Raw genomic sequence first — 22,590 nt, forward strand, 5'->3', positions numbered from 1 at the left:
GGCCTGCTTACTCCGGTTTGGCGGCTTTTTCGCTGGTGTGCTGGAGCCGCAGCCGGGCCAAGGCCTCGTGCCGGTCGGCCTTGCGCTGCTCGCCAAGCGAGACCTCGACAAAATCCATATGCGCCGCCACCGCCGCCCGGGCGGCCGCGCCGTCGCGGGCCTGGATGGCGGCGTTGATGCTGCGGTGCTGTGCCAGCAGCGCATCCCGGGTGGAGCGGTTGCGGAACATCACTTGCCGGTTGTAGAACACGCCCTCGGTCAGCAGGTCGAACATCGCGCGCATCATGTGCAGCATGATGATGTTGTGCCCGGCCTCGACGATCGCCATGTGGAACTGCGCATCGAGGCTCGCCTCATCAGTCGGATTGCGCTTGCTATGTGCAGCTTCCATGCGCTCGAAGAGCGTGTCGATCACCTTCAGATCGGTGTCCGAGCCAAGCCGCGCCGCGCGTTCTGCCGCCATTCCCTCAAGGTCGCGCCGGAAGGCGAGATAGTCGAACACCGCCTGATCATTGCGGGCAAAGAGCCGGATCAGCGCGGGCGAAAAGGCATGGCCCAGCACTTCGGCAACGAAGATGCCCGAGCCCGCACGCGTGGTCACAAGCCCGGAGTCTTGCAACTCGGCAATCGCCTCGCGCAGGCTCGGCCGCGACACCGCGAGCCGCTCGGAGAGCTCGCGCTCGGAGGGCAGGCGTTCCCCCGGCCGCAGCACCCCCTGCAGGATCAGCGTTTCGATCTGACGCACCACCGCCGCGGCCAGCTTTTCGGATTCGATCTTCTGAAATGGCATGATTTCCCCCGTGGTCAGAAGTTATGACCAATGATCCGGGGGGGCAAGACGGCAAAAGGCCGGGCGGGGCCCGGCCTTCGTCTTGCCTGCGGGCGCGCCTTACTGGTTCGCGCGGATGATGAATTCGACGCGGCGGTTCTGCGCCTTGCCCTCGGGGGTATAGTTCGAGGCGACCGGCTGTTCCTCGCCGCGGCCATAGGAGACGACGCGCGCTTGCGGCACTCCGGCATTGACGAGGATATTGGCAACGGCGCGGGCCCGCGATTCCGAAAGCCGCTGGTTATAGGCGGCCTCGCCGTCGGAATCGGTATGGCCGACCACTTCGACCGTGGTGTTGGGGTAGCGGTTGAGGCTGCCCGCGAGCGTGTAGAGATCCTGTTGCAGATCGGGGCGCACCGCCGCGCTGTCGGTGGCAAAAAGCACATCCTGCGGCATCGTCACCACGAGCCGGTCTCCCTGCCGAACGACCGAGACGCCATTCGTGTCGAGGTCGCGGCGCAGCTCCTGCGCCTGCTTGTCGAGCTGGTTGCCGACGGCGCCGCCAATCAGCCCGCCGATGATCGCCCCCGCCGCGGCCTTGGTGATCCGTTCGTCGCCGCCGCTTGTGGCGCCCAGAGCGCCGCCCAGAAGCGCACCGGTGAGCGCCCCGGCCTGGGTGTTGGACATCTGGCCGGATCCGGAGCCATTGTAGCTCTGGCCGTTGTAACCGTCATCGCAGGCCGCGAGCGTCAGGATCGCAGCGGTCGCGGCAAGGAGGAAGGGGGATCTGGTCATGCTCTGCCCTGTCATTGATGGCCCTGTGGGATGGCCCTGTGGCCGTTTCGGCAATACTACGCCGGAACGGCGTCCCGGTTCCATCACTGCTGCATGAATGGGCATATTTTCGCGCATCACATCTGGGCGAGGGGAGCGGACTCGCGGCGTGCGGCCTCGCGCGCGAGGATCGCGCGCTTGATCCCGAGCCCCCAGTGATAGCCGCCGAGCCCGCCCGATTGCCGCAGCACCCGGTGGCAGGGGATCAGGAGCGCCACCGGGTTGCGCCCGACCGCCGTGCCCACGGCGCGCGCGGCCGAACGGGTGCCGATTTGTGCCGCGAGCGCGCCGTAGCTTGTCGCCGTTCCGGGCGGGATCGCGAGAAGGGCCTCCCAGACCTTGAGCTGGAATGGCGCGCCGATCGGCGCGAGCGGGACTGCCCCTACGCCCCCGAAAGCCGCTTTCATGAGGGGGGCGAGCGCGGCCGGATCTTCGCGCAGGCTCGCCCCGGGCCAGCGGCGCGCCATATCGGTGAAGGCGGCCTCGACCCCCATTTCGGCGCTGAAGGCAAGGCCGCAGAGCCCGCGCGCCGTGGCAAAGGCGAGCGCCGCGCCGAAGGGGGTTTCAAACTTGCCCCAGCAGATCTCAAGCCCGGCCGCGCCCGCGGCGTAATCGCCCGGGGTCATCGCCTCCCAGCGCAGCATCAGGTCGTGCAGGCGCGAGGGCGCCGAGAGCCCGGCCGCCTCGGCCACGGCATCGAGCGGCAGTTTCTCGGCCAGCAGCTCACGCGCGAGCGAGAGCGCGAGATATTGTGTGTAGCGTTTGGGCGAAACACCGGCCCAGGCGGTGAAAAGGCGCTGAAAATGTGCGGGCGAGAAGCCGAGCCGGGCGGAGAGATCGGCCAGGGAGACCTGTGCCGGGCGCCCTGCGGCGCGCGCTTCGGCCTGGGCGGCGTCGATCTCGGCAATCGCGCGCGCGATCACCCGGTAATGATAACGATCCTCGAGCGCATCGGGCTCATCAGAGGGAAAACAATCGGGGGGAAAGCTGTCGGGCATCGGGGCGGTCATGGCGGTCTCCTTGCCCGAAGACTAGCCCGGGCAAGGTCGACAAGCGACCCGAAAGCTGCGGTTTCGGCACTCAGGCGGCGAGCCGGCGCGCCCGTGCCAGCCGCTCGCGGCGGAACATCGCCACTTCCCAGTCGTCCAGCCAGGCGCGCGCGGGCTCGGCATGACCCGTGGCAACCTGGGCGGTCAGGGGGCCGCGCAGAGTGTCGGGGAGAAGCGAGAGATAACCGGCATCGGCATGCACCGTGGCAACCCACATGCCTTCGGCCAGCACCACCTGCGGCGCTTCGAAAAGCATCGAATAAAGGATCTGCCGCCCGGCCCCGGTTTCCGCCTGCGGCAGGGCATGGCGGGCCGGCGCGAACATTTCGCTTTCGCCAAACCAGAGTTCCAGCTCGTGTCCGGCCAGCAAGATGCCGGTGCCCGGCGTGACGAGCACGTCACGCTCGGGCAGGGATTCACCAAAACACTCGGCGCAAAGGCGCAGGGGCCGGGTTTCGACCGGTGCGCGCCGCGGCATCGTGTGTTGACCGACCCAGAGCAGCGGCTGATAGCCGTTGTCGCGGGTCAGCACCCGGTCGCCCGGGCGCAGCCAGTCGATCGGCGCCGGCCCATCGGATGTCGCCACCATCGTTCCGGCGCCGAGCGCCTGCATCCCGGCGATTTCCTCGGGGCTCGCGGCGCGCGCGGGCAGGGCGAAGGGCTCCACTTCGCGATAATCCGCCCCCGGCACCAGAAGATCGGCAGGCATGTAGAAAGCGAGCACGCCATCGATCTCGATCCGGTCGAGGCGCAGCGTGCCGCCGCCGGGCTTTTCGAGCACAAGCGGCACATCTGCCGTCATCACGCCCTGTGCCCGCTTCGTGCCCAACGCATCGGTGAGTGTGGCGCCGGACTCGTCATGCGAGATCTGCCACAGCATCGTTTCCGCATCGAAATCGTGCGGCAACGACCACCGCGCCTGCTCGGCATCGAAGCTGAGCGCCGAAACCGGATAGCCGTATTCCATGAAACCTCCTGCCGTGCCGGATGCGACTCGGCGTCCAGCTTCCTCCGGACAGGGCAAATGCCCGGTTAACAGCGGCGACGAATCGTCTCTAATTCCTCCAAAATAGTAAACCGCACGCGCGCCCTCTTGCCCGCTCGGTGGGGGCCGGGCAGAAGGGGGCATGACCGCGCAACTCGCCTATCCCCAGATGCAGGAAATCTTCCGTCGTTTCGCGGCGGTTGAGCCGCATCCGAAGGGCGAGCTTGAGCATACCAACGCCTTCACGCTGCTTGTTGCCGTGGCGCTTTCGGCGCAGGCGACGGATGTCGGGGTGAACAAGGCCACCCGCGCGCTTTGGCCTCTGGCGGATACCCCCGCAAAGATGCTCGCGCTGGGCGAAGAGGGGCTGATCGCGCATATCAAGTCGATCGGGCTTTACCGCAACAAAGCGAAAAACGTGATCAAGCTCAGCCAGATCCTCGTTGAGAATTATGGCGGCGAGGTGCCGAGTTCGCGCGCGGCGCTCACCTCGCTTCCGGGCGTGGGCCGCAAGACCGCCAATGTGGTGCTCAACATGTGGTGGGGGCATCCGGCGCAGGCGGTCGATACCCATATCTTCCGCGTTGGCAACCGCACCGGCCTCTGCCCGGGGCGCGATGTCGAGGCGGTGGAGCGCGCGATTGAAGACAATGTGCCGGTGGAATGGCAGCGCCACGCGCATCACTGGCTGATCCTGCACGGGCGCTATATCTGCACCGCCCGCAAACCCCGCTGCGCCGATTGCCTGATCCGCGATCTGTGCCGTTTCGAGGAGAAAACCGCATGAAGAAATATCAGGTCGTCGGCATCGGCAACGCCATCGTCGACGTGATCGCGCAATGCGAGGACGCGTTCCTGAGCGTGAACGGCATCGACAAAGGCGTGATGCAGCTGATCGACCGGGACCGGGCAGAGACACTTTACGCCGCGATGGGGGCGCGCACCGAGGCGCCCGGGGGCTCGGTTGGCAACACCATCGCGGGGCTCGGCAACCTCGGGCTCAAAGCTGGTTTCATCGGCCGCGTTGCCGATGATGCGCTTGGCCATTTTTATGAGGCGGCGCTGAACGCCGAGGGCACCGATTTTCCGAACCCGCCGGTGAAAAGCGTGGAGCTTCCGACGTCGCGCTCGATGATCTTTGTGACGCCGGATGGCGAGCGCTCGATGAACACCTATCTCGGTATTTCGGCGGAGCTTTCCACCGAGGATGTGCCGCTTGATGTGGTTGAAAACACGGAATTTCTGTTCCTCGAAGGCTATCTCTTCGACAAGGATCACGGCAAGGCGGGGTTCCTGAAAGCCGCGCAGGGCTGCCACCGTGGCGGCGGGCGCGCGGGGATTTCACTTTCGGACCCGTTCTGCGTCGATCGCCACCGCGCCGGCTTCCGCCGCCTCGTGAAGGAGGAGATGGATTTTGCGATTGGCAACGAGCACGAATGGGCCTCGCTCTACGAGACCGACCTTGAGAGCGCGCTGAAGCAGGCAGCCTCCGAATGCGGGCTCATCGTCTGCACCCGGTCGGGCGCGGATGTGGTGGTGATCCGTGGTGACGAGCGGGTCGAGGTGCCGGTGCACCGGGTCGTTCCGGTCGATGCCACCGGCGCGGGCGATCAGTTCGCCGCGGGCTTCCTTTACGGCATCGCCACGGGCAAGCCGCTTGCCGTTGCGGGACGGATGGGCTGCATTGCTGCCGCCGAGGTGATCAGCCATTACGGTGCGCGCCCCGAGGAGGATATTCTCGATCAGTTCCGCGCCGAGGGGCTGCTCTGAGCCGCTCGCCCTATCTGGCGCCTGATTTTTACGAGAGCGCGATTGCTGCCGGGCGGCATCGTGCGATCGTGGGCGGGCGCTGGGACGAAACCGGGCGCGTGCAGATGGCAGCGCTCCGAGATGCGGGGCTTGCGCCGCATCATCACCTTCTGGACATCGGTGCGGGCGCCTTGCGGCTTGGCTGCAAGGCGGTCGGCTACCTCGCTCCGGGCCATTACTGGGCAACGGATGCCTCGCGCGCGCTTTTGCTCGCGGGCCATGCGCGCGAGCTGGAAGACCCCGCCCGGCTCGACCCGGCGCAGCTTATAGAGGATGGCGATTTCGCCTTTCCGGGGGTGCCCGACACGATCACCCATGCGATTGCCTTTGCCGTCTTTGCGCATTTGCCGGGCGAATGCTTCGCGCTTGCGCTGGCGAACCTCGCGCGCTTCCCCCGGCTTGAGGCCTTTCTGTTCACGGTCTTTCTTGCGCCTGATGCGCTCGCGCACACCGCCTACCGGCAAGCCGATGGCGTGGTGACCCATCCCGACCGCCCGCCGCGGCATCTGCGCGAACCGGAGGTGCATGACGCCGCCCCCGGTTGGGTGCTCACCCGGGATGACCGGCTGCTGCCGCGCGGGCAGGTGCTTTTTACCGCCCGGAGGGACTGAGCCCGGCTCCCATCGGTCGCCCGCGTCAATCCCCGAGTTTCGCGTGCATCTCGTCGAGATCCACTTCCCCGATCGGGAACTTGTTGTCCGGGTCGTCGAAGTCATATTTGAAAAGCTGGAAATCCTTTTTGTAGATCTCCCACACGAGATGGCGCGACAGGTCGTCGAAATAGTCGCTCACCTTATGCGCGCGTTTTGGCCCGTGGCCCTCGCTCTCGTTGAACTTCGGGATCGCGTTCAGGTCGACCGGATGCGGTGTCTCGATATGATCGAGCACCCGTTGCATCCCTTCGTTGAACTTTTCGGTGAAAAACACCTGATCATAGCGCCCGCCGTTGACGATGAAGGTCGAGATATGCCCCGACATCGCCGACCAGTGAATGTCCGGCTCCATCGGGCGGCGCCAGCGGATCGTGTCGCGGGCAAAGAGCAGGAAACGGCGGAACGACTTCACCTGATCAAAGGCGAAATCATCCTCGGGGCTGCCCACTTCGATGCCATATTTCTGGATAAGTTGCGGCACGAGGTTGCCGCGGTAGCGCTTGCCGTTCCTCTGGATGCCCGCGATCTTGTCAAAGAAAGAGCTGAGGATCCGCGCATAGGGGTTGCGCACACAGGTGAAGGCGTAGCTCTTGTGCCCCTTCACGTTCCTTTCGATCAGTTTCTGGCTCTCTTCCTGGCTCCATTTGTGCAGCCCCGTGGTGCTGTCATGAATGTCGCCGTCAAAGAATTGCCCGTGATCGGAATAGAACATGATCTGCCCGATTGAGGAGCAGGCGCATTTCGGGACGACGCGGTAGACCACGCTCTCACTCTCGGTCATCCACGTGCCGGGAAACCCCATGAACTCAGCCTCCAGTTGCGATGCGTCGACCCTGCCGCACCCGATCTTGATAAATCCTTCCCGACAGGCAAGGAAGCTCTGTTTTTTCAACGCCTCTTGGCGCTATTACGGCAGAGTGCAAGAAAACCGCGCAAGAGCAGTCTCCGGAATGGCCAAAATCGCCTTCATCCTGCTGACCCACAAGGATCCCGAAGGGGTCATCGCGCAGGCCGAACGGCTGACCGCGGCGGGTGACTATGTCTCGATCCATTTTGACGCCCGCGCAAATGCGGAGGATTTCGCGCGCATCCACGCGGCGCTCGCGCCTAACCCGTCTGTCAGCTTCGCGAAGCGGCGCTGCAAATGCGGCTGGGGCGAATGGAGCCTCGTCGCGGCGACGCTCGAGGCGGTGAAGGCCGCGCTTGAGGATTTCCCGGAGGCAACGCATTTTTACATGCTCTCGGGCGATTGCATGCCGGTGAAAAGCGCCGAATTTGCGCATCGCTTCCTGGATGCGGAAAACGTCGACTATATCGAGAGCGTCGATTTTTTCGCGTCTGGCTGGATCAAGACCGGGTTCAAGGAAGAGCGGCTGATCTATCGGCACTGGTTCAACGAACGCAGCCAGCCGAAGCGTTTCTACGCTGCACTGGCGGCGCAGCAGAAGCTCGGGCTGACCCGCAAGATCCCCGACGACATCCAGATGATGATCGGCTCGCAATGGTGGTGTCTGCGGCGGCGCACGATCGAATGGGTGCTTGAGTTCACGCGCAAGCGCCGCGACGTGATGCGCTTTTTCCGCACCACCTGGATCCCCGACGAGACGTTTTTCCAGACCCTTGTGCGCCATCTGGTGCCGGAAAAGGAGATCCGCTCGCGCACGCTCACGTTCCTCATGTTCACCGATTACGGCATGCCGGTGACCTTCTACAATGATCATTACGACCTGCTTTTGGGGCAGGATTACCTGTTTGCGCGCAAGATCAGCCCCGATGCGCTGGCGTTGAAGGAGCGGCTTGGCGCGCTCTGGCAGCAGAAAGGCGCGCAGTTCGAGATCTCGAACGAGGGGCGGGCGCTCTTTTCCTTCGTCACCGGGCGGGGCCGGATCGGGCGGCGCTTCGGACCGCGATTCTGGGAGCGTGAGGCGAGCCTCGGACGCGAGCGCACACTGATGATCGTGGTGTGCAAGAAATGGCATGTCGCCAAGCGGCTGGTCGAGCAGGTGCATCATCGCACCGGGTTGCCGGTGGTCGAATATCTTTTCAACGAGGCGGGGGGGCTCCCCGATCTGGGCGGCATCGAGCGCACGGTGGAAAAGCGCAACCGTCACCGCCGCGCGCTTTTGCGCATGCTCTTCGATCATTTCGGAACCGATCAGATGGTGATCTGTCTTGATCCGGCCGCCATCGAGCTGATGCGCGATTTTACCGCCGACAAATGCACGACACGGGTTCTGGAAATCGCCTGCGATTTCACCGATGACTATCTGATCGGCCATGCCTGTCGCATCGGCCTTGCGGGGGAACACAGCCCGCGCGAGGTGTTGGACCGGCTCTTGCCGACGATCCGCAATGATCTGCAATATGAAAGCGAGCAGATGCGCGATGCGCAGTTTCCGGTGTTCCTGCGGATGCGTCAGGGCGCAAGCCCGGAGGAAAATGCCGCCGCGCTTGCGGCATTCCTCGGGATCGAGCGGGAGCTTGCGCTCGAGATCGCCGCAACCGATTATCTGTTCGTCGATTGAGGAGGTGGCCCGTGCCCTATGTCTATGACGATACGAACATCTTCGCCCGCATCCTGCGCGGCGAGATCCCCAACAAGACGGTGCTGGAAACCGAGCATACGCTCGCCTTCGCCGATATTGCGCCGAAGGCGCCGGTGCATGTGCTGGTGATCCCGAAGGGGCCTTACGTCACCTATGACCATTTCTGCGCCGAGGCCTCCGCGGCGGAGATCGTCGATTTTGCCCGCACCGTGTCGGAAGTGGTGAAACTTTCGGGGGCCGAGGCGCATTCGGGCGGCAAGGGCTTCCGCGCCATCACCAATGCGGGCGAGCATGGGGTGCAGGAGGTGCCGCATTTCCACATGCATATCCTCGCCGGGCGCCCGATTGGCCGGATGATCGACTTCGACTGAGGCAGCCTGCCGCAGCGCCGCTTGCCCCGCGCCTGCTTTTGCGGATAAATCGGGCCAAGCGTTTCAGCCCCAGACGAGGAGCCTGCCATGACCAAGACCCCCGAGACCCAGACCGTGACGAGCTGGAAAGTGGCCTGTGACGGGGGATTGGGCGGGCATCCGCGGGTTTGGCTGACGATCCCGCCCGAGACGGGCGAGGTGGTCTGCCCCTACTGCAGCAAGACCTTCGTGATCGACCGCGCCCACGCGCACGCCGATCACTGAGCCGCATCATGCGCGGCGGAGCGGCGGCCCCTTCGGGCCGCCTTTTCGTTTCTCGGGTTCCGGCCCGCGGGCCGCTGTGGCACAACGAACCGGCAAGCGAAGGGAGAGGACCATGAGTTTCGGCAAGGGCTGCCATCTGCATCTGATCGACGGATCGGCCTTCATCTTCCGCGCCTATCACGCGCTGCCGCCGCTGACGCGCAAATCCGACGGGCTGCCGGTGGGCGCCGTCGCGGGCTTTGCCAACATGATCTATCGCTATATCGAAGAGGCGAGGGGGGCGGATGCGCCGACCCATGCCGCGGTGATCTTCGATTACAGCTCGAAGACCTTCCGCAACGAGATCTACCCCGCCTACAAGGAAAACCGCCCCCCCGCGCCCGAGGATCTGCGCCCGCAATTCCCGCTCACCCGCGCGGCGACCAAGGCCTTCAACCTCGCCTGTCTCGAGATCGAGGGTTATGAGGCCGACGACATCATCGCCACGTTGGCGCGGCAGGCGCGCGAGGCGGGCGGGCGCGTCACCATCATCTCGTCCGACAAGGATCTGATGCAGCTGGTGGGCGGTGGCGTTGCGATGCTCGACGCGATGAAGAACCTCGCGATCGGCCCCGAGGAGGTGGAGGCCAAATTCGGCGTTCGCCCCGAGAAGGTGGTGGATGTGCAGGCGCTCGCGGGCGATTCGGTCGATAACGTGCCGGGCGCGCCGGGGATCGGGATCAAGACCGCGGCCCAGCTCATTGCCGATTACGGCGATCTGGAGACGCTGCTCGCGCGGGCGGGCGAGATCAAGCAGCCCAAACGGCGTGAGACACTGATCAATTTCGCCGACCAGATCCGGGTCTCGAAGCAGCTCGTGACGCTTTGCGATACCGTGCCGCTCGACTTTGGGCTTGAGACGCTCGAGGTGAAGGAGCCCGATCCGCAAGCGTTGATGGACTTCCTCAATCAGATGGAGTTCCGCACGCTCACCAAACGCGTGGCGGACAAGTTCGGCCTGGCCGCGCCGCTTGCCAGCGAGGGTGCCCGCGGCGACAGCGTGGCCGCGAAATGGGCCGATGGCGCCGCGCCGCAGCCGCGCATCGACCCGCAAGCGGTGCCGGAGGCGCCGATCGACCCCGCCGCCTATGCCACCATCCGCGATGCGGAGACGCTGGAGGCATGGCTTGCCGAGGCGCGGGCCAAGGGCGTGCTCGCCGTGGATACCGAGACCACCTCGCTGGATGAAATGCGCGCCGACCTGGTCGGCATTTCGCTCGCCACCGCGCCGGGCAAGGCCTGTTACATCCCGCTGGGCCACACTGCGGGCGGTGATGACCTCTTTGGCGGCTCGGCGCGCGTTGAGGGGCAGATGGATTTCGAGGCTGCGCTGGCGCTCCTCAAGCCCGTGCTTGAGGATGAAGCGATCCTGAAGATCGGCCAGAATATGAAATATGACTGGAAGATCTTTGCCCGCCACGGCATCCGCGTCGCGCCTTTCGACGATACGATGCTGATGAGCTATGCGCTCTTTTCCGGGCTGCACGGTCACGGGATGGATGCGCTCTCTGAGGAATATCTCGGCCATCGCCCGATCCCGATCAAGGAGCTGATCGGCGCGGGCAAATCGCAGATTACTTTTGACAAGGTGCCGCTCGACAAGGCCACGCCCTATGCCGCCGAGGATGCCGATGTCACGCTGCGGCTCTGGCGCGCCTTCAAACCGCAGTTGTCGCGCGCGCGAGTGACAACGGTTTACGAAACGCTCGAACGCCCGCTCGTCCCGGTGCTGGCCGAGATGGAAATGGCGGGCGTGAAGGTGGATACCTCCGTGCTCGCGCGGATGTCGAACGTGTTTGCGCAGCGCATGGCGGGGCTGGAAGAGGAAATCCAGACCCTCGCGGGCCAGCCCTTCAACGTCGGCTCGCCCAAACAGTTGGGCGAGATCCTGTTTGACGGCATGGGCGTGCCGGGCGGGCAAAAGGGCAAGACCGGTGCTTATGCGACCGGCGCCGATGTGCTTGAAGACATCACCACGATGGACGATCACAAAGAGGCGGCGGCGCTTGCTGCCAAAGTGCTCGACTGGCGCCAGATCTCGAAGCTGAAATCGACCTATACAGATGCTCTGCAGGCCCATCTCAACCCCGATACGGGGCGGGTGCATACCTCTTACAGCATTGCGGGCGCTAACACCGGTCGCCTCGCCTCGACCGATCCGAACCTGCAAAACATCCCCGTGCGCTCGGACGAGGGGCGCCGCATCCGCGAGGCCTTCATTGCGCCCGCGGGGCGCAAGATCGTTTCGCTCGACTATTCCCAGATCGAATTGCGCATCCTCGCCCATGTCGCCGATCTCCCCGAGATGAAGGAGGCGTTCCGGCAGGGCATCGACATTCACGCGATGACGGCATCGGAAATGTTTGGCGTTCCGGTCGAGGGGATGGACCCGATGATCCGCCGTCAGGCGAAGGCGATCAACTTCGGCGTCATCTATGGCATTTCGGGTTTTGGCCTTGCGCGCAATCTGCGCATTCCGCGTGCCGAGGCGCAGGGCTTCATCGACCGCTATTTCGAGCGCTTTCCGGGGATCCGCGCCTATATGGAGAGCACCGTTGCCTTTGCGAAGGAGCATGGCTTCGTGCAAACGCTCTTTGGCCGCAAGATCCACACGCCCGAGATCAACGCCAAGGGGCCGGGGGCGGGCTTTGCCAAACGCGCCGCGATCAACGCGCCGATTCAGGGCGCTGCGGCCGATGTGATCCGCCGTGCGATGATCCGCATGCCCGCCGCGATTGCGGGGCTGCCCGCGCGGATGCTGCTGCAGGTGCATGACGAGCTGATTTTCGAGGTGGAGGAGGGCGAGGTCGAACCGCTCATCGCCACCGCGCGCGCCGTGATGGAGGGGGCCGCCGATCCGGCTGTGCGTCTTTCCGTGCCGCTTGTCGTCGATGCCGGGCAGGGCGCGAACTGGGCCGAGGCGCACTGAGCGCCCGTTTCACGAGAGACTCACCCTGATGTGATCGCGCGTTGCGGGTGTGATGGTGGCGCCTTTGTGCCGGGATTTGCGCATCCGAGGATGCGACAAATTTCCCGCGTCACAATTTTTTCTGGCGCATCCGGGCTGCCGCGGGGCTGATTTGGTCGTCTTAAGCTTCATAAAATAATGATCTTTCAATGGCTTCATTTGCGAAAGTGACGCAGTCACCGAATTTAGCCTCCTTGTAAGCATTTGATCATTATCACTTTTTCACATGGGACATTTTGCCCACCTGCGACAGCCCGCGCAGGCGCGACAGGCCGCCGCAGGGTCCATAGCTCGAGGAACCGCCTGCACGGGACTGGGCGGCGAACCAGTTGGAGAGAACAATGGAGTTCGGATTAGTCGAGCTATCTCGCCTGCAATTTGCAGCGACAGCGATGTACCACTTCCTCTTCGTGCCCCTCACCCTCGGGCTCTCGATCATGCTGGCCACGATGGAGACGGTCTATGTGATGACCCGTCGCCCGATCTGGCGGCAGATGACGAAGTTCTGGGGCACGCTTTTCGGTATCAACTTCGTGCTTGGCGTTTCGACCGGCATCACGATGGAATTCCAGTTCGGCATGAACTGGAGCTATTACAGCAACTACGTTGGCGATATTTTTGGCGCGCCGCTGGCGATCGAGGGGCTGATGGCCTTCTTCCTCGAAGCGACCTTCGTGGGGCTGTGGTTCTTCGGCTGGGAAAAACTGCGCCCGCGCGCGCATATGTTTGTCGGCTGGTGCGTGGCGATCGGCTCGAACTTCTCGGCGCTCTGGATTCTCATCGCCAACGGCTGGATGCAAAACCCGGTCGGGGCGGAGTTCAACCCGATGACCATGCGCATGGAGCTGGTCGACTTCTATGCCGTGCTTTTCAACCCGGTGGCGCAGGCGAAATTCGTCCATACCGTTTCGGCCGGCTATGTGACGGCCTCGATCTTTGTCGTCGGTGTGTCCTCCTGGTATCTGCTGCGGGGCCGCCATGTCGAACTGGCGCGCCGCTCCATCGCCATCGCCTCGGCCTTCGGCCTTGCCGCCTCGCTCTCGGTGATCGTGCTGGGCGACGAGTCGGGTTATGAAGCCACCCACAACCAGAAAATGAAGCTCGCCGCGATCGAGGGCATGTGGGACACGGAAAAGGCGCCTGCCTCCTTCAACCTGTTCGGCATCCCCGATCAGGAAGCGCGCGAGACCAAATATGCGATCAAGGTTCCCTTCGTGATGGGGATGATCGGCACCCGCTCGCTGACCGAAGAGATGCCGGGCATCAAGGATCTGGTGAAGGGCTCCGAGGGCCGCATCCGGTCTGGGCTTGTTGCCTATGAGGCGCTTTTGCAGATCCGCGCCAATAAGGGCAACGTGGCGCCGGAAGTGAAAGCCAGTTTCGAGGAACATGCGTCCGACCTCGGCTATGCGCTTCTGCTTTCGTCGATGGTCGAAGATCCGCTGACCGCGACCGATGCGCAGATCGAGGCCGCCGCCTGGAAAACCGTGCCCGGCGTACTGCCGATGTTCTGGACCTTCCGGCTCATGGTGGGCTTTGGCTTCTTCATGCTGCTGATTCTGACCTACATGTTCTGGACCACCAACTTCCGCGGCGGGCGTTATCCGCAATGGGCGCTCAAGGTCTCGGTTTTCATCATCCCGATGCCCTGGCTTGCCGCCGAAATGGGCTGGTTCGTGGCCGAATTCGGTCGCCAGCCCTGGACCGTGGACGGGCTCTTGCCCACGGCGCTCTCGGCCTCGCATCTCTCGGTCTTTGATCTCGCGGTGACTTTGGGCGGCTTTGTCGCGCTCTACACCACGCTTTTGATCATCGAGATGAAGCTGATGCTCGCGGCGATCCGCAAAGGGCCGGTGCATGATGTCGAGGCGGTTGCCGCCTGGAACGCGCGCCACGCCCCGATTGCCCCCCAACCTGCGGAGTAAGATCATGATTTTGCATGAACTGCTGAGTTACGAAATCCTGCGCGTGATCTGGTGGGTGCTTCTGGGCGTGCTGCTCATCGGCCTTGCCGCCACCGATGGCTTCGACATGGGCGTGGCCGCGCTCATTCCCTTCGTGGGCAAAAGCGATGCCGAACGGCGTATCGTCATCAACACCGTTGGCCCGGTCTGGGAGGGCAACCAGGTCTGGCTGATCCTCGGCGGCGGGGCGATCTTTGCGGCCTGGCCGATCCTCTATGCGGTCAGTTTCTCGGGCTTTTATCTGGCGATGTTCATCGTGCTGGCCTCGCTGATCCTGCGCCCCGTGGGTTTCAAATATCGCAACAAGCGTGAGGGCTTTGCCTGGCGCACCCGTTGGGACTGGGCGCTTGTCATCGGCGGCGCGGTGCCCGCGCTGATCTTTGGCGTAGCGGTCGGCAATGTGCTGCAAGGGGTGCCGTTCTCGCTGCAAGACAACATGATGCCGATCTATCCGGGCAACTTCCTGCTCAAGCTTCTGGGCCTTTTGAACCCGTTTGCGCTCTTTGTCGGCGTGGTCTCGCTTGCGATGCATGTCAGCCACGGCGCGTCGTGGCTTGTGCTGAAGACCGAAGGCGCGGTGCAGGCGCGGGCACGGCGGATCGGCACCTATGCCGGGCTTCTGGGCATCGTCACCTTCCTGCTCGCCGGTGTCTGGCTCGCCTTTGGCGTCGAGGGCTACCGTTACGTCTCCGAGCCCGACCATTTCGGCCCGTCGAACCCGCTTCTGAGCGAGGTCGTGCGCGGCGGCTCGTGGATCGACGCTTACACGACGCGGCCATGGATCATCATCGCGCCGATCATGGGCGTGGTGGGGCTTGCCGGTCAGGTGCTGCTGATGCGGCTCTGGAGCGGCTGGTCGGTGGTGGCAGGCAAGGTGGGGATCTTCGGCATCATCTCGACCGTGGGTCTGACGATGTTCCCCTTCATCCTGCCCTCCTCGCTGAACCCCTCCGCCTCGCTGACGGTCTGGGACAGCTCGTCCTCGCATATGACGCTCTTCATCATGCTCGTTTGCACGATCATCTTCCTGCCGATGATCCTTGCCTACACCGCCTGGGTTTACAAGGTGCTCTGGGGCAAGGTCACGCAAGACGAGATCAACTCCAACCCCAACGCTTACTGAGAGGTCCGAAACATGTGGTATTTTGCCTGGCTTCTGGGCCTGCCGGTGGCGGTGATGTTCGGGGTGATCAACGCGATGTGGTTTGAGTTGCAGGAAGACCGTCGCCGTGCCGAGGGCGCGCAGGAAGACTGAGATCCGCTCCGGCGGGGCGCCGCTGCCGCCGGACCACTCGCGCTCAAGGCGCGCCTCCGCCCGGGTTCGCCCGGGCGGATCTTGCTTTTTGGAGGGGGGCGTTTGGTTCCGTCGAAACGCTGGGCCGTGCCTATGCCGGTTCGGCGGCGCGCGTTTCCCACATCTCGCGGAAGGCGGGGCGGGACTGGCACAGATCGAGCCAGCTTTTCAGCCGCGGATAGGCCGCCAACAGGGCGGCGTGCGGCTGCGCATAGCGCACCATCTCGGCCATGTTGATATCGGCCACGGTGAAGCGCCCGCCGACCATGTGGCTATGCGCGGCCAGATGGGTTTCCAGCGCCTTGAAGGGCCGGCCAAGCCGGGCACAGGCGGCAATGATCCGCGCCTCGCCGGTTTCCGTCGCCGCCTCGCCGCGGGCATAAGCGAAAGAGATCTCGAGTGCGGCTTCCTCGATTGCGGTGGCGCCGTAAAGCGCCCATTGCTCCATCAACGCCTCTTCGCGCGGGTCTTTCGGTGCGAGCGGCCCGCCCGCCTTGCGCGCGAGATAGAGGTTGATCGCGAGCGATTCCGAAAGCACGAGCCCGCCATCTTCCATCACCGGAATCGCGCCCGCCGGTGAGAGCTTCAGAAATTCCGGCGAGCGGGTGTTGAAGGGCGCTTCCGGGTGGACGGGGTCGATTCCCTGCGCCTCGAGCCTGTAGGCCTGGATCACCGGCTTCAGCGTCCAGGGCAGACCGAGTTCCATCAGTGCCCAGATATTGCGCGTCGCGCGCGAGCGATACATGCCGTAAAGCGTGATCATGATCCGTTTCTCCCCGAAAGCGCCTGTTGCGGCCATCCTGCCCGATGCGCAGGAGGAAGGAAAGCAACGCATGGCCGCCCCCAAAGAACACGCGGCACACGAGATGATGCAGGAAGGTCAAGGCGACGAATTGACCCGCATCAAGGCGGATTTAACGCGTTTGTGCCAGCACAGAAACGGTCAACAGGGAGGAACCGATGGAAGATCAAGTCAGCGTGCCGCAGGGCGAACCCGAGCAACTGCCCGCAGCGGCGCCGACCGAGGTTGCCGAGGTGGCTCCCGTGGAACCGGCCCCGGTGACCGGCAAGCCGTTGCCGGTCGAGCCGGAAGAACCGGCGCCCGGTGAGGGCGCGGCCCTGCAAGGCCCGCAGGCGTTTCCCTCGCTCGATCCCAATGCGATCCGCACCGCTTTCGAGAGCGGTAAATACCCCTACCCGCACCGCATGGCGCGGGCCACTTACGAGAAGGAAAAGGCGAAGCTTCAGGCCGAGCTTTTGAAGGTGCAGCGTTGGGCGCAGGAGACCGGCGAGAAATTCGTGATCCTGTTTGAAGGGCGCGATGCGGCCGGAAAGGGCGGCACGATCAAGCGCTATACGGAGCATCTCAACCCGCGCTTCGCCCGCGTCGTGGCGCTCAACAAGCCCTCGGATGAAGAGCGCGGCCAATGGTATTTCCAGCGCTACATCCGCTGGTTGCCCACCGCGGGCGAAATGGTCTTCTATGACCGCAGCTGGTACAACCGTGCCGGGGTTGAGCGGGTGATGGGCTTCTGCACGCCGACCGAATATTTGGAGTTCATGCGTCAGGCGCCCGAGTTCGAGCGGATGCTCGTCCGCTCCGGCATCCGGCTCTTCAAATACTGGTTCTCCGTCACCCGCGAGGAGCAGCGCCGCCGCTTCACCGAGCGCGCGACGGATCCGCTCAAACGCTGGAAGCTTTCGCCCATCGACATGGCGTCGCTCGACAAATGGGAGGATTACACCGAGGCGAAGGAGGCGATGTTCTTTTATACCGACACGGCCGATGCGCCCTGGGTGATCATCAAGTCAAACGACAAGAAGCGCGCGCGGCTCAACTGCATGCGCCATTTCCTGTCCTCGCTCGACTATCCCGACAAGGATCTCTCCATCGTCATTCCGCCCGATCCGCTGATCGTTGGCCATGCCCGCCATGTGGTGCATTCGGCCGAGCACATCCTGGGCGCGGCACAGCATCCCGAGAGCCGGCGCCAGACCCGCGCCAAGGCGCCGCGGGCCGCGACGCCCCCTGCAACGCCGGGCTGAACGCCTCGCCAGAAGTGCAGCTTGAATCGCCGCGCGCTTGCGGCGATTTTGCCCTCGATAGGTTTGGGGGATTGCATGAATTGGGACGAGCGCTTTGCGGGCGCAGACTATTATTACGGAACCGAACCCTGCGCGTTTCTGCGCCGCGAAGCCTGGCGGCTGGCGCGCGGGGCGGAGGTGCTCTCGGTGGCCGAGGGCGAGGGGCGCAATGCGGTGTGGCTCGCCGCACAGGGGCTGTGCGTTCATGCGCTCGACGCCTCGGCCCCTGCGCTCGCCAAGCTGCAGGCGCTGGCCACCGAACGCGGCGTTGCCGTGGCGACCGAACAGGCCGATCTGACGCGTTACATCTGGCCGGTCGAAGCCTATGATGCGGTCTTGGGGCTCTTCATCCAGTTCGCCCCGCCCACCCTGCGCGCCGCACTTTTTCGCGGCATGGCGCAGGCCCTCAAACCCGATGGAATTTTGTTTTTGCACGGTTTTTCTGTCCGGCAACTGGCCAACAGCTCGGGAGGGCCACGGGTGGCCGAGCAGCTCTGGACACTTGATGACCTGCGCGCCGCCTTTCTCGGCTGGAAGATCCTGCATCAAGGCGATTACGACGCCGATCTGGGCGAGGGGGCGGGTCATGCGGGCCGTGCCGCGCTGATCGATTTCGTCGTCCGCAAACCCGCCGAAACCCAAGGGACTGCGCGCTGATGCCGCAGGCCCGGGAGGCCCTGTGACGCTGTCACAGACATTTCATTCCCTATCTCATAGACGGAACGGCAGTAATCGTGCGTAAAACGGCTACTCAAGTTCACGATCGCACTGACCCCAGAACTTCCAAGGAGATATGCATGCGTAAAATTCTGCTCACCCTGCCGGTTGCGGCGCTGGTTCTCGGCACGGCTGCCTATGCGGACGGGATGGAAACGGTGAAAGCCCGCCAAGACTATTTCAAATCGCTCGGCGGCTCGATGAAGGCGATGATGGGCGTGGCCAAGAACTACGACGCCGAAGCCGCCAAGGCCGAAGCCGCCAAGCTCGAAACCCTGCTTGCCACCGATGTCGGCCCGCTTTTCGCGCCGGGCACTTCGGACGCCGATTTCCCCGGCGAGAGCGATGCGAAAGCCTCGATCTGGGCGAACATGGACGATTTCGGCGCCAAGGGCAAAGCCATGCATGAAGCGGGCGCGGCCGTGGTCGTCGCGGCCAATTCGGGCGATGCGGCCGCTTTCGGCGCCTCGCTGCAAAAGCTTGGCGGCACCTGCAAGGCTTGCCACGACGATTACCGCGTGCCGGAATAAGGCGCGATACCGGGCGGGGGAAAGCCCCCGCCCGTTTCTTTTCCAGACGAGCGAGATCCATGAGCACAGACCCCGAAACCGCCCCCGAAACCCGCCAGATCTGGGATCCGCTGGTGCGGATCTTCCACTGGACCCTTCTTCTTTGCGTTGCGGGGGCCTTCGTGCTCGGCCATTTCGGGCCGGATATCATGACCTGGCATTTCTACCTCGGTTACACGATCTGCGGGCTTTTGGTCTTTCGCATCCTGTGGGGTTTTATCGGCACGAGAAATGCGCGCTTTGCCAACTTCGTGCGCGGGCCCTTCGCCGTGATCCGCTACGTCTTCACGATGGCCTCGCGCAAGCCGAGCCATACCGACGGGCATAACCCGCTCGGCGGCTGGTCGGTGGTCGCGATGCTCCTTGTGCTCATCGCGCAGGTGCTCACCGGGCTCGGCACCGATCCGGACGATTTCGTCAATGTCGGCCCGCTCGCGCAATATTTGCCCGAGGGCTGGCCTCGGCTCGCGCTCTCTTGGCACCACAAGCTCGGCTGGGTGCTTCTGGCGCTGATCGCGCTCCATGTGGGCGCGATCTATTTCTACAAGGTCTGGAAGCGCGAAGACCTCGTGACGCCGATGATCATCGGGCGGCGCCGGCGCTCCTGAGGGCTCTGGACGGCTGGCAGCGGCTCGGCTAGCGTCCGGCCATGAACCAGACAGTCAAATCTCCGGCGGTGCGGCCCTCCGGCCTCGCCGCAAATATCGCTGCGACGCTGTGGCTCGGCCTGCCGATGGTGGGCTCGAACATCGCGCAGATGCTGCTGCATGTCTCCGACACGATCATGCTCGGCTGGTATGGCGTGCCCGAACTTGCGGCGGTGGTGCTGGGCTCCTCGTTTTTCTTTTTCCTCTTCATCCTCGGCTCGGGCTTTTCCTATGCGCTGATGGGGCGGATCTCGGCAGCGATCGGGCGCGGCGATGCGGTGCAATTGCGCCGCGATGCGCGGATGGGGCTCTGGATCGCGATTGGTTACGGTTTGGCCGTGATGCCGGTGATGGCCGCCGCCGAGCCGATTCTGTTGGCGCTCGGGCAAAACCCGCAGCTTGCGGCGCTGGCGCAGGAGTATCTGAGCATCGCCATGTGGGGCCTTGTGCCTGCGCTGATCGTGGCTTGCCTGCGCGCCTATCTGAGCGCGCAAGAGCGCGCGCATCTGGTGATGTGGGTGACGCTTCTGGGCGTGGCGCTCAATGTGCTCGGCAACTGGGCCTTCATCTTCGGCCATTTCGGCGCGCCTGAAATGGGCGTGCGCGGGGCGGCGCTCGCCTCGGTGCTGGTTCAGCTCTCCTCAGCGATCTTGCTTGCGCTTTACGCCGCCCGGGCCAAAGGCCTGCGCCAGGTCGCGCTTTTCGCGCGCTTCTGGCGGCCGGACTGGGAGGCACTCTGGGCCGTTCTGCGCCTTGGCCTGCCCGCGGGCCTCACCCATCTCTCGGAGGCGGGGCTGTTTCAGGCCTCGGCGCTGATGATGGGCTGGATCGGCACCACCGAGCTTGCCGCGCATGGGATCGCGCTCGAACTCGCCTCGCTCACCTTCATGATCCACATGGGGCTCTCGAACGCCGCGACGGTGCGGGCGGGCCACGCCTATGGGGCGGGCGATCCTGACCGGCTGCGCGCCGGGGCGAAGGCGGCGCTGATCCTGTCGCTCGTTTTCGCGGCGCTGACGATCATCGTTTTCCTTGGCATGCCGCATCGGCTGGTGAGCCTCTTCATCGACAATTCCGACCCGATGGCCCCCGCGATCCTCGCCTTTGGCGCGCGGCTTCTTGCAGTTGCGGCGCTCTTTCAGCTCTTTGACGCGGCGCAGGTGATGGCGCTGGGGCTCTTGCGCGGCGTGCATGACACCCGGGTGCCGATGGTTGTGGCAACAATCTCCTACTGGCTGATCGGCGTGCCAACGAGTTACGTGCTCGCCTTCCCGCTCGGGCTCGGCGGGGTGGGGCTTTGGCTTGGCCTCGTGCTCGGCCTCGCCTGTGTCGGCGTGACGCTGATCTTGCGGTTCTGGCGCGGGCCCTGGCTCGTTACCGGAACGCCTTCAGATAGTGGGTCTCGAACGCCCGCTTGAGCCAGTGGAGCGGTCGCATCGCGGGCAGCACAAGGTTGATATTGCCGCGGCGGAACACGATCATCCCCTTGTCGAGGCTGTCCATGATGCAGATGAGTTCGGGCACGAATTCGGTGCGCGGCGGCTTGCCCGCAAGCGCGGCGGCGATATTGGCGGCCACGGCCTGCGCCTGCAAATCGGCCTGATGTGCCTGTTTGGGCAGCCATTCCGGCCCCGGATAGGAGCCCGCGTCGCCCGCGACCCAGATCCCTTCAAAGCCCGGCACGCGGCAGAGCGCATCGCCCTCGATCATCTTGCCGGGGCTGAGCGGCAGATCGGTGCCCTCGAACCATTGAAGGCCGGTCATGCCGGGCTGAAACAGGATCAGATCGGCGGCGATCTCGCCCCCTTCCGTCACGACCTTATCGGGCTCGATCCGCACCATCTTGTGGCCGAGATGGGTGGAAATGCCCCGCCGCGCCATTGCCGCAAGCACACCGTCCACCGCCTTTTCGCCAAGCCGTTGACCGGGGCGTTTGGAGGGGGAAAAGAACACCAGTTCAAACTTCTCGCGCCGGCCCTGACGGCGCAGGAGCGTATCGAGGATGAACAGGTATTCAAACATCGGCCCGCCGCGGATCGCACCGGGCTCGGCCGGGTTGGCCGCCATGCCGATGGCGATGGTGCCGCCCTCAAGCTTTTGCAGCCCCGCGGTGATCCGCTCCGCGGCGTCGATCCCCTCGCAGGGGATGATCGCATTCTCGATCCCCGGCAGCTTGCGCAAAAACCGTCCGCCGGTGGCGATAATGATGTGATCGGCGCTGAGCACCTCGCCGGTGTCCAGCGTCACGCTCCGGTTCGCGCCCGACATCGTCGTCACAGAGGCCTTGATATGGCGCAGCTTGTGGCGGGCAAAGAAATTGTCGAGCGGCAGCTTCAACCCCTCCCCCGTGCGCAGCCCTGCCGGGATCCAGATCGTCGAAGGCAGGTAATGGAGCGTATCGCGCGGCGAGACGAGGGTGATCTCGGCCGTCACGCCCCGTTTGCGCAGCGCGCGCGCCGCGGTGAGGGCGGCAAAGCCCGATCCGAGAATGAGGATATGCGACATGGCGGCTCCGATCCGGAAATACATTCATCTTGTGGAATATATTCTAGCGCCTCGACCCTTTCCGACACAAGCGCGCTGGCGCGACGGGGCCATCACGCTTCGGTGTTGTCGCCCCCACCGCCGCTCAGGAGCCGCTCGGCCTTTTTGCGCACCAGAACCGAGCGCAGATCGTGCATCGCCAGAAGCAGCGCATCGGTCACTTCATCAAGTTGCGCGCCGCTGGCTTTTGTCTGCGCCCAATGCGTTGTCAGGTTGAGATGATCGATGGTGCGCAGGATGTCATCGACCTCGCGGGCGGAGAGCAGCGCCGCCCGCTTCGCCATCCAGGCTTCGATCTCGCGCAGATCCGCGGGCGAGAGCTTGCGCTCCCCCTGCGGTTTGACCTCGCCATTGCGGATATTGACGACGGCGATCTGTTCCATCTCGATGCGGCGTTGCCGGTTCTCGGTATCCACCTTGAACACGGCCGCGCCATTCTCGCGGATCCGGAAATAATACTCCGGCAGATCGCCAGCCATCCAG

Annotated in this window: 23 protein-coding genes; 15 read left to right on the top strand and 8 right to left on the bottom strand. The window is 64.2% G+C overall.

The genetic code is table 11. The features are described 5' to 3' along the window. Window positions 1–7 precede the first annotated feature (7 nt). The 4 genes from CRO22_RS06560 to CRO22_RS06575 all read right to left on the bottom strand — a co-directional run bounded on the left by CRO22_RS06560 (window position 8) and on the right by CRO22_RS06575 (window position 3,619). Window positions 8–790: a FadR/GntR family transcriptional regulator gene (locus tag CRO22_RS06560; RefSeq protein ID WP_097069336.1), complete on the bottom strand. Its 783-nt coding sequence runs from the start codon at window positions 788–790 to the stop codon at window positions 8–10. A 99-nt stretch (window positions 791–889) separates the two neighbouring features. After that, window positions 890–1,564 (bottom strand): OmpA family protein, encoded by a 675-nt coding sequence (locus tag CRO22_RS06565; protein WP_097069337.1) that lies wholly within the window; start codon window positions 1,562–1,564, stop codon window positions 890–892. Window positions 1,565–1,680: 116 nt separating this feature from the next. After that, on the bottom strand, window positions 1,681–2,613 hold the full coding sequence (locus tag CRO22_RS06570; RefSeq protein ID WP_245860903.1) for a methylated-DNA--[protein]-cysteine S-methyltransferase: 933 nt from the start codon (window positions 2,611–2,613) through the stop codon (window positions 1,681–1,683). A 70-nt stretch (window positions 2,614–2,683) separates the two neighbouring features. Further along, window positions 2,684–3,619 (bottom strand): Hint domain-containing protein, encoded by a 936-nt coding sequence (locus CRO22_RS06575; RefSeq protein ID WP_176518568.1) that lies wholly within the window; start codon window positions 3,617–3,619, stop codon window positions 2,684–2,686. A 160-nt stretch (window positions 3,620–3,779) separates the two neighbouring features. Here CRO22_RS06575 and nth point away from each other — a divergent pair, with 160 nt between their 5' ends. From nth to CRO22_RS06590, 3 genes are all read left to right on the top strand, one after another. After that, entirely contained in the window at window positions 3,780–4,424 is a 645-nt protein-coding gene (gene nth / locus CRO22_RS06580; RefSeq protein WP_097069339.1) for an endonuclease III, read from the top strand. Further along, the gene (locus CRO22_RS06585) at window positions 4,421–5,407 is read left to right on the top strand and encodes an adenosine kinase (RefSeq protein WP_097069340.1); all 987 of its coding nucleotides are present in this window, start codon (window positions 4,421–4,423) and stop codon (window positions 5,405–5,407) included. Before nth ends, CRO22_RS06585 begins: the two co-directional genes overlap by 4 nt. A 104-nt stretch (window positions 5,408–5,511) precedes the next feature. Next, entirely contained in the window at window positions 5,512–6,057 is a 546-nt protein-coding gene (locus CRO22_RS06590; RefSeq protein ID WP_245860904.1) for a class I SAM-dependent methyltransferase, read from the top strand. 25 nt (window positions 6,058–6,082) lie between these two features. On the opposite strand, the gene CRO22_RS06595 is transcribed toward CRO22_RS06590, so the two are convergent. Beyond that, the gene (locus tag CRO22_RS06595) at window positions 6,083–6,901 is read right to left on the bottom strand and encodes a sulfotransferase family protein (RefSeq protein WP_097069342.1); all 819 of its coding nucleotides are present in this window, start codon (window positions 6,899–6,901) and stop codon (window positions 6,083–6,085) included. 148 nt (window positions 6,902–7,049) lie between these two features. Between CRO22_RS06595 and CRO22_RS06600 the strand changes: the two genes are divergently transcribed. The 7 genes from CRO22_RS06600 (at window position 7,050) to cydX (ending at window position 15,506) form a co-directional block, all read left to right on the top strand. Beyond that, window positions 7,050–8,624, top strand: a complete 1,575-nt coding sequence (locus tag CRO22_RS06600; protein ID WP_097069343.1) for a DUF5928 domain-containing protein — start codon at window positions 7,050–7,052, stop codon at window positions 8,622–8,624. A gap of 11 nt (window positions 8,625–8,635) precedes the next feature. Further along, window positions 8,636–9,016, top strand: a complete 381-nt coding sequence (locus CRO22_RS06605) for an HIT domain-containing protein (RefSeq protein WP_097069344.1) — start codon at window positions 8,636–8,638, stop codon at window positions 9,014–9,016. Between the two features lie 87 nt (window positions 9,017–9,103). Continuing rightward, window positions 9,104–9,280 carry a zinc-finger domain-containing protein gene (locus tag CRO22_RS06610; RefSeq protein ID WP_097069345.1) on the top strand — a complete coding sequence of 59 codons (177 nt, stop codon included), beginning with the start codon at window positions 9,104–9,106 and terminating at the stop codon, window positions 9,278–9,280. Between the two features lie 112 nt (window positions 9,281–9,392). Then, window positions 9,393–12,248, top strand: a complete 2,856-nt coding sequence (gene polA / locus CRO22_RS06615; protein ID WP_097069346.1) for a DNA polymerase I — start codon at window positions 9,393–9,395, stop codon at window positions 12,246–12,248. A 380-nt stretch (window positions 12,249–12,628) separates the two neighbouring features. Continuing rightward, window positions 12,629–14,212 (top strand): cytochrome ubiquinol oxidase subunit I, encoded by a 1,584-nt coding sequence (locus tag CRO22_RS06620; RefSeq protein WP_097069347.1) that lies wholly within the window; start codon window positions 12,629–12,631, stop codon window positions 14,210–14,212. A 4-nt stretch (window positions 14,213–14,216) separates the two neighbouring features. Then, complete coding sequence (cydB, locus tag CRO22_RS06625; protein WP_097069348.1) at window positions 14,217–15,374, top strand: cytochrome d ubiquinol oxidase subunit II; 1,158 nt, start codon at window positions 14,217–14,219, stop codon at window positions 15,372–15,374. A gap of 12 nt (window positions 15,375–15,386) precedes the next feature. Beyond that, window positions 15,387–15,506 carry a cytochrome bd-I oxidase subunit CydX gene (gene cydX / locus CRO22_RS06630; RefSeq protein ID WP_097069349.1) on the top strand — a complete coding sequence of 40 codons (120 nt, stop codon included), beginning with the start codon at window positions 15,387–15,389 and terminating at the stop codon, window positions 15,504–15,506. 130 nt (window positions 15,507–15,636) lie between these two features. Here cydX and CRO22_RS06635 read toward each other — a convergent pair whose 3' ends face one another. Next, a complete protein-coding gene (locus tag CRO22_RS06635) occupies window positions 15,637–16,308 on the bottom strand; it encodes a glutathione S-transferase family protein (RefSeq protein ID WP_097069350.1) in 672 nt (223 codons plus the stop codon). 197 nt (window positions 16,309–16,505) lie between these two features. On the opposite strand from CRO22_RS06635, the gene ppk2 reads away from it, so the two are divergent. From ppk2 to CRO22_RS06660, 5 genes are all read left to right on the top strand, one after another. After that, the gene (gene ppk2 / locus CRO22_RS06640) at window positions 16,506–17,591 is read left to right on the top strand and encodes a polyphosphate kinase 2 (protein ID WP_097069351.1); all 1,086 of its coding nucleotides are present in this window, start codon (window positions 16,506–16,508) and stop codon (window positions 17,589–17,591) included. A 75-nt stretch (window positions 17,592–17,666) separates the two neighbouring features. Beyond that, the gene (locus CRO22_RS06645) at window positions 17,667–18,287 is read left to right on the top strand and encodes a methyltransferase domain-containing protein (protein ID WP_097069352.1); all 621 of its coding nucleotides are present in this window, start codon (window positions 17,667–17,669) and stop codon (window positions 18,285–18,287) included. Window positions 18,288–18,427: 140 nt separating this feature from the next. Then, window positions 18,428–18,877: a c-type cytochrome gene (locus CRO22_RS06650; RefSeq protein WP_097069353.1), complete on the top strand. Its 450-nt coding sequence runs from the start codon at window positions 18,428–18,430 to the stop codon at window positions 18,875–18,877. 59 nt (window positions 18,878–18,936) lie between these two features. Beyond that, on the top strand, window positions 18,937–19,524 hold the full coding sequence (locus CRO22_RS06655; RefSeq protein WP_097069354.1) for a cytochrome b/b6 domain-containing protein: 588 nt from the start codon (window positions 18,937–18,939) through the stop codon (window positions 19,522–19,524). A gap of 41 nt (window positions 19,525–19,565) precedes the next feature. Further along, entirely contained in the window at window positions 19,566–20,981 is a 1,416-nt protein-coding gene (locus tag CRO22_RS06660) for an MATE family efflux transporter (RefSeq protein ID WP_097069355.1), read from the top strand. Here the strand turns inward: CRO22_RS06660 and CRO22_RS06665 are convergent. Both CRO22_RS06665 and CRO22_RS06670 read right to left on the bottom strand, forming a co-directional pair. Further along, window positions 20,938–22,068: an NAD(P)/FAD-dependent oxidoreductase gene (locus CRO22_RS06665; protein ID WP_097069566.1), complete on the bottom strand. Its 1,131-nt coding sequence runs from the start codon at window positions 22,066–22,068 to the stop codon at window positions 20,938–20,940. The two genes, CRO22_RS06660 and CRO22_RS06665, sit on opposite strands and share 44 nt — an antisense overlap. Before the next feature lie 92 nt (window positions 22,069–22,160). Further along, window positions 22,161–22,586, bottom strand: a complete 426-nt coding sequence (locus tag CRO22_RS06670; RefSeq protein WP_097069356.1) for a hypothetical protein — start codon at window positions 22,584–22,586, stop codon at window positions 22,161–22,163. Window positions 22,587–22,590: the final 4 nt, after the last annotated feature.

The sequence above is a fragment of the Rhodobacter maris genome, from assembly GCF_900217815.1.
GTDB lineage: Bacteria > Pseudomonadota > Alphaproteobacteria > Rhodobacterales > Rhodobacteraceae > Rhodobacter > Rhodobacter maris.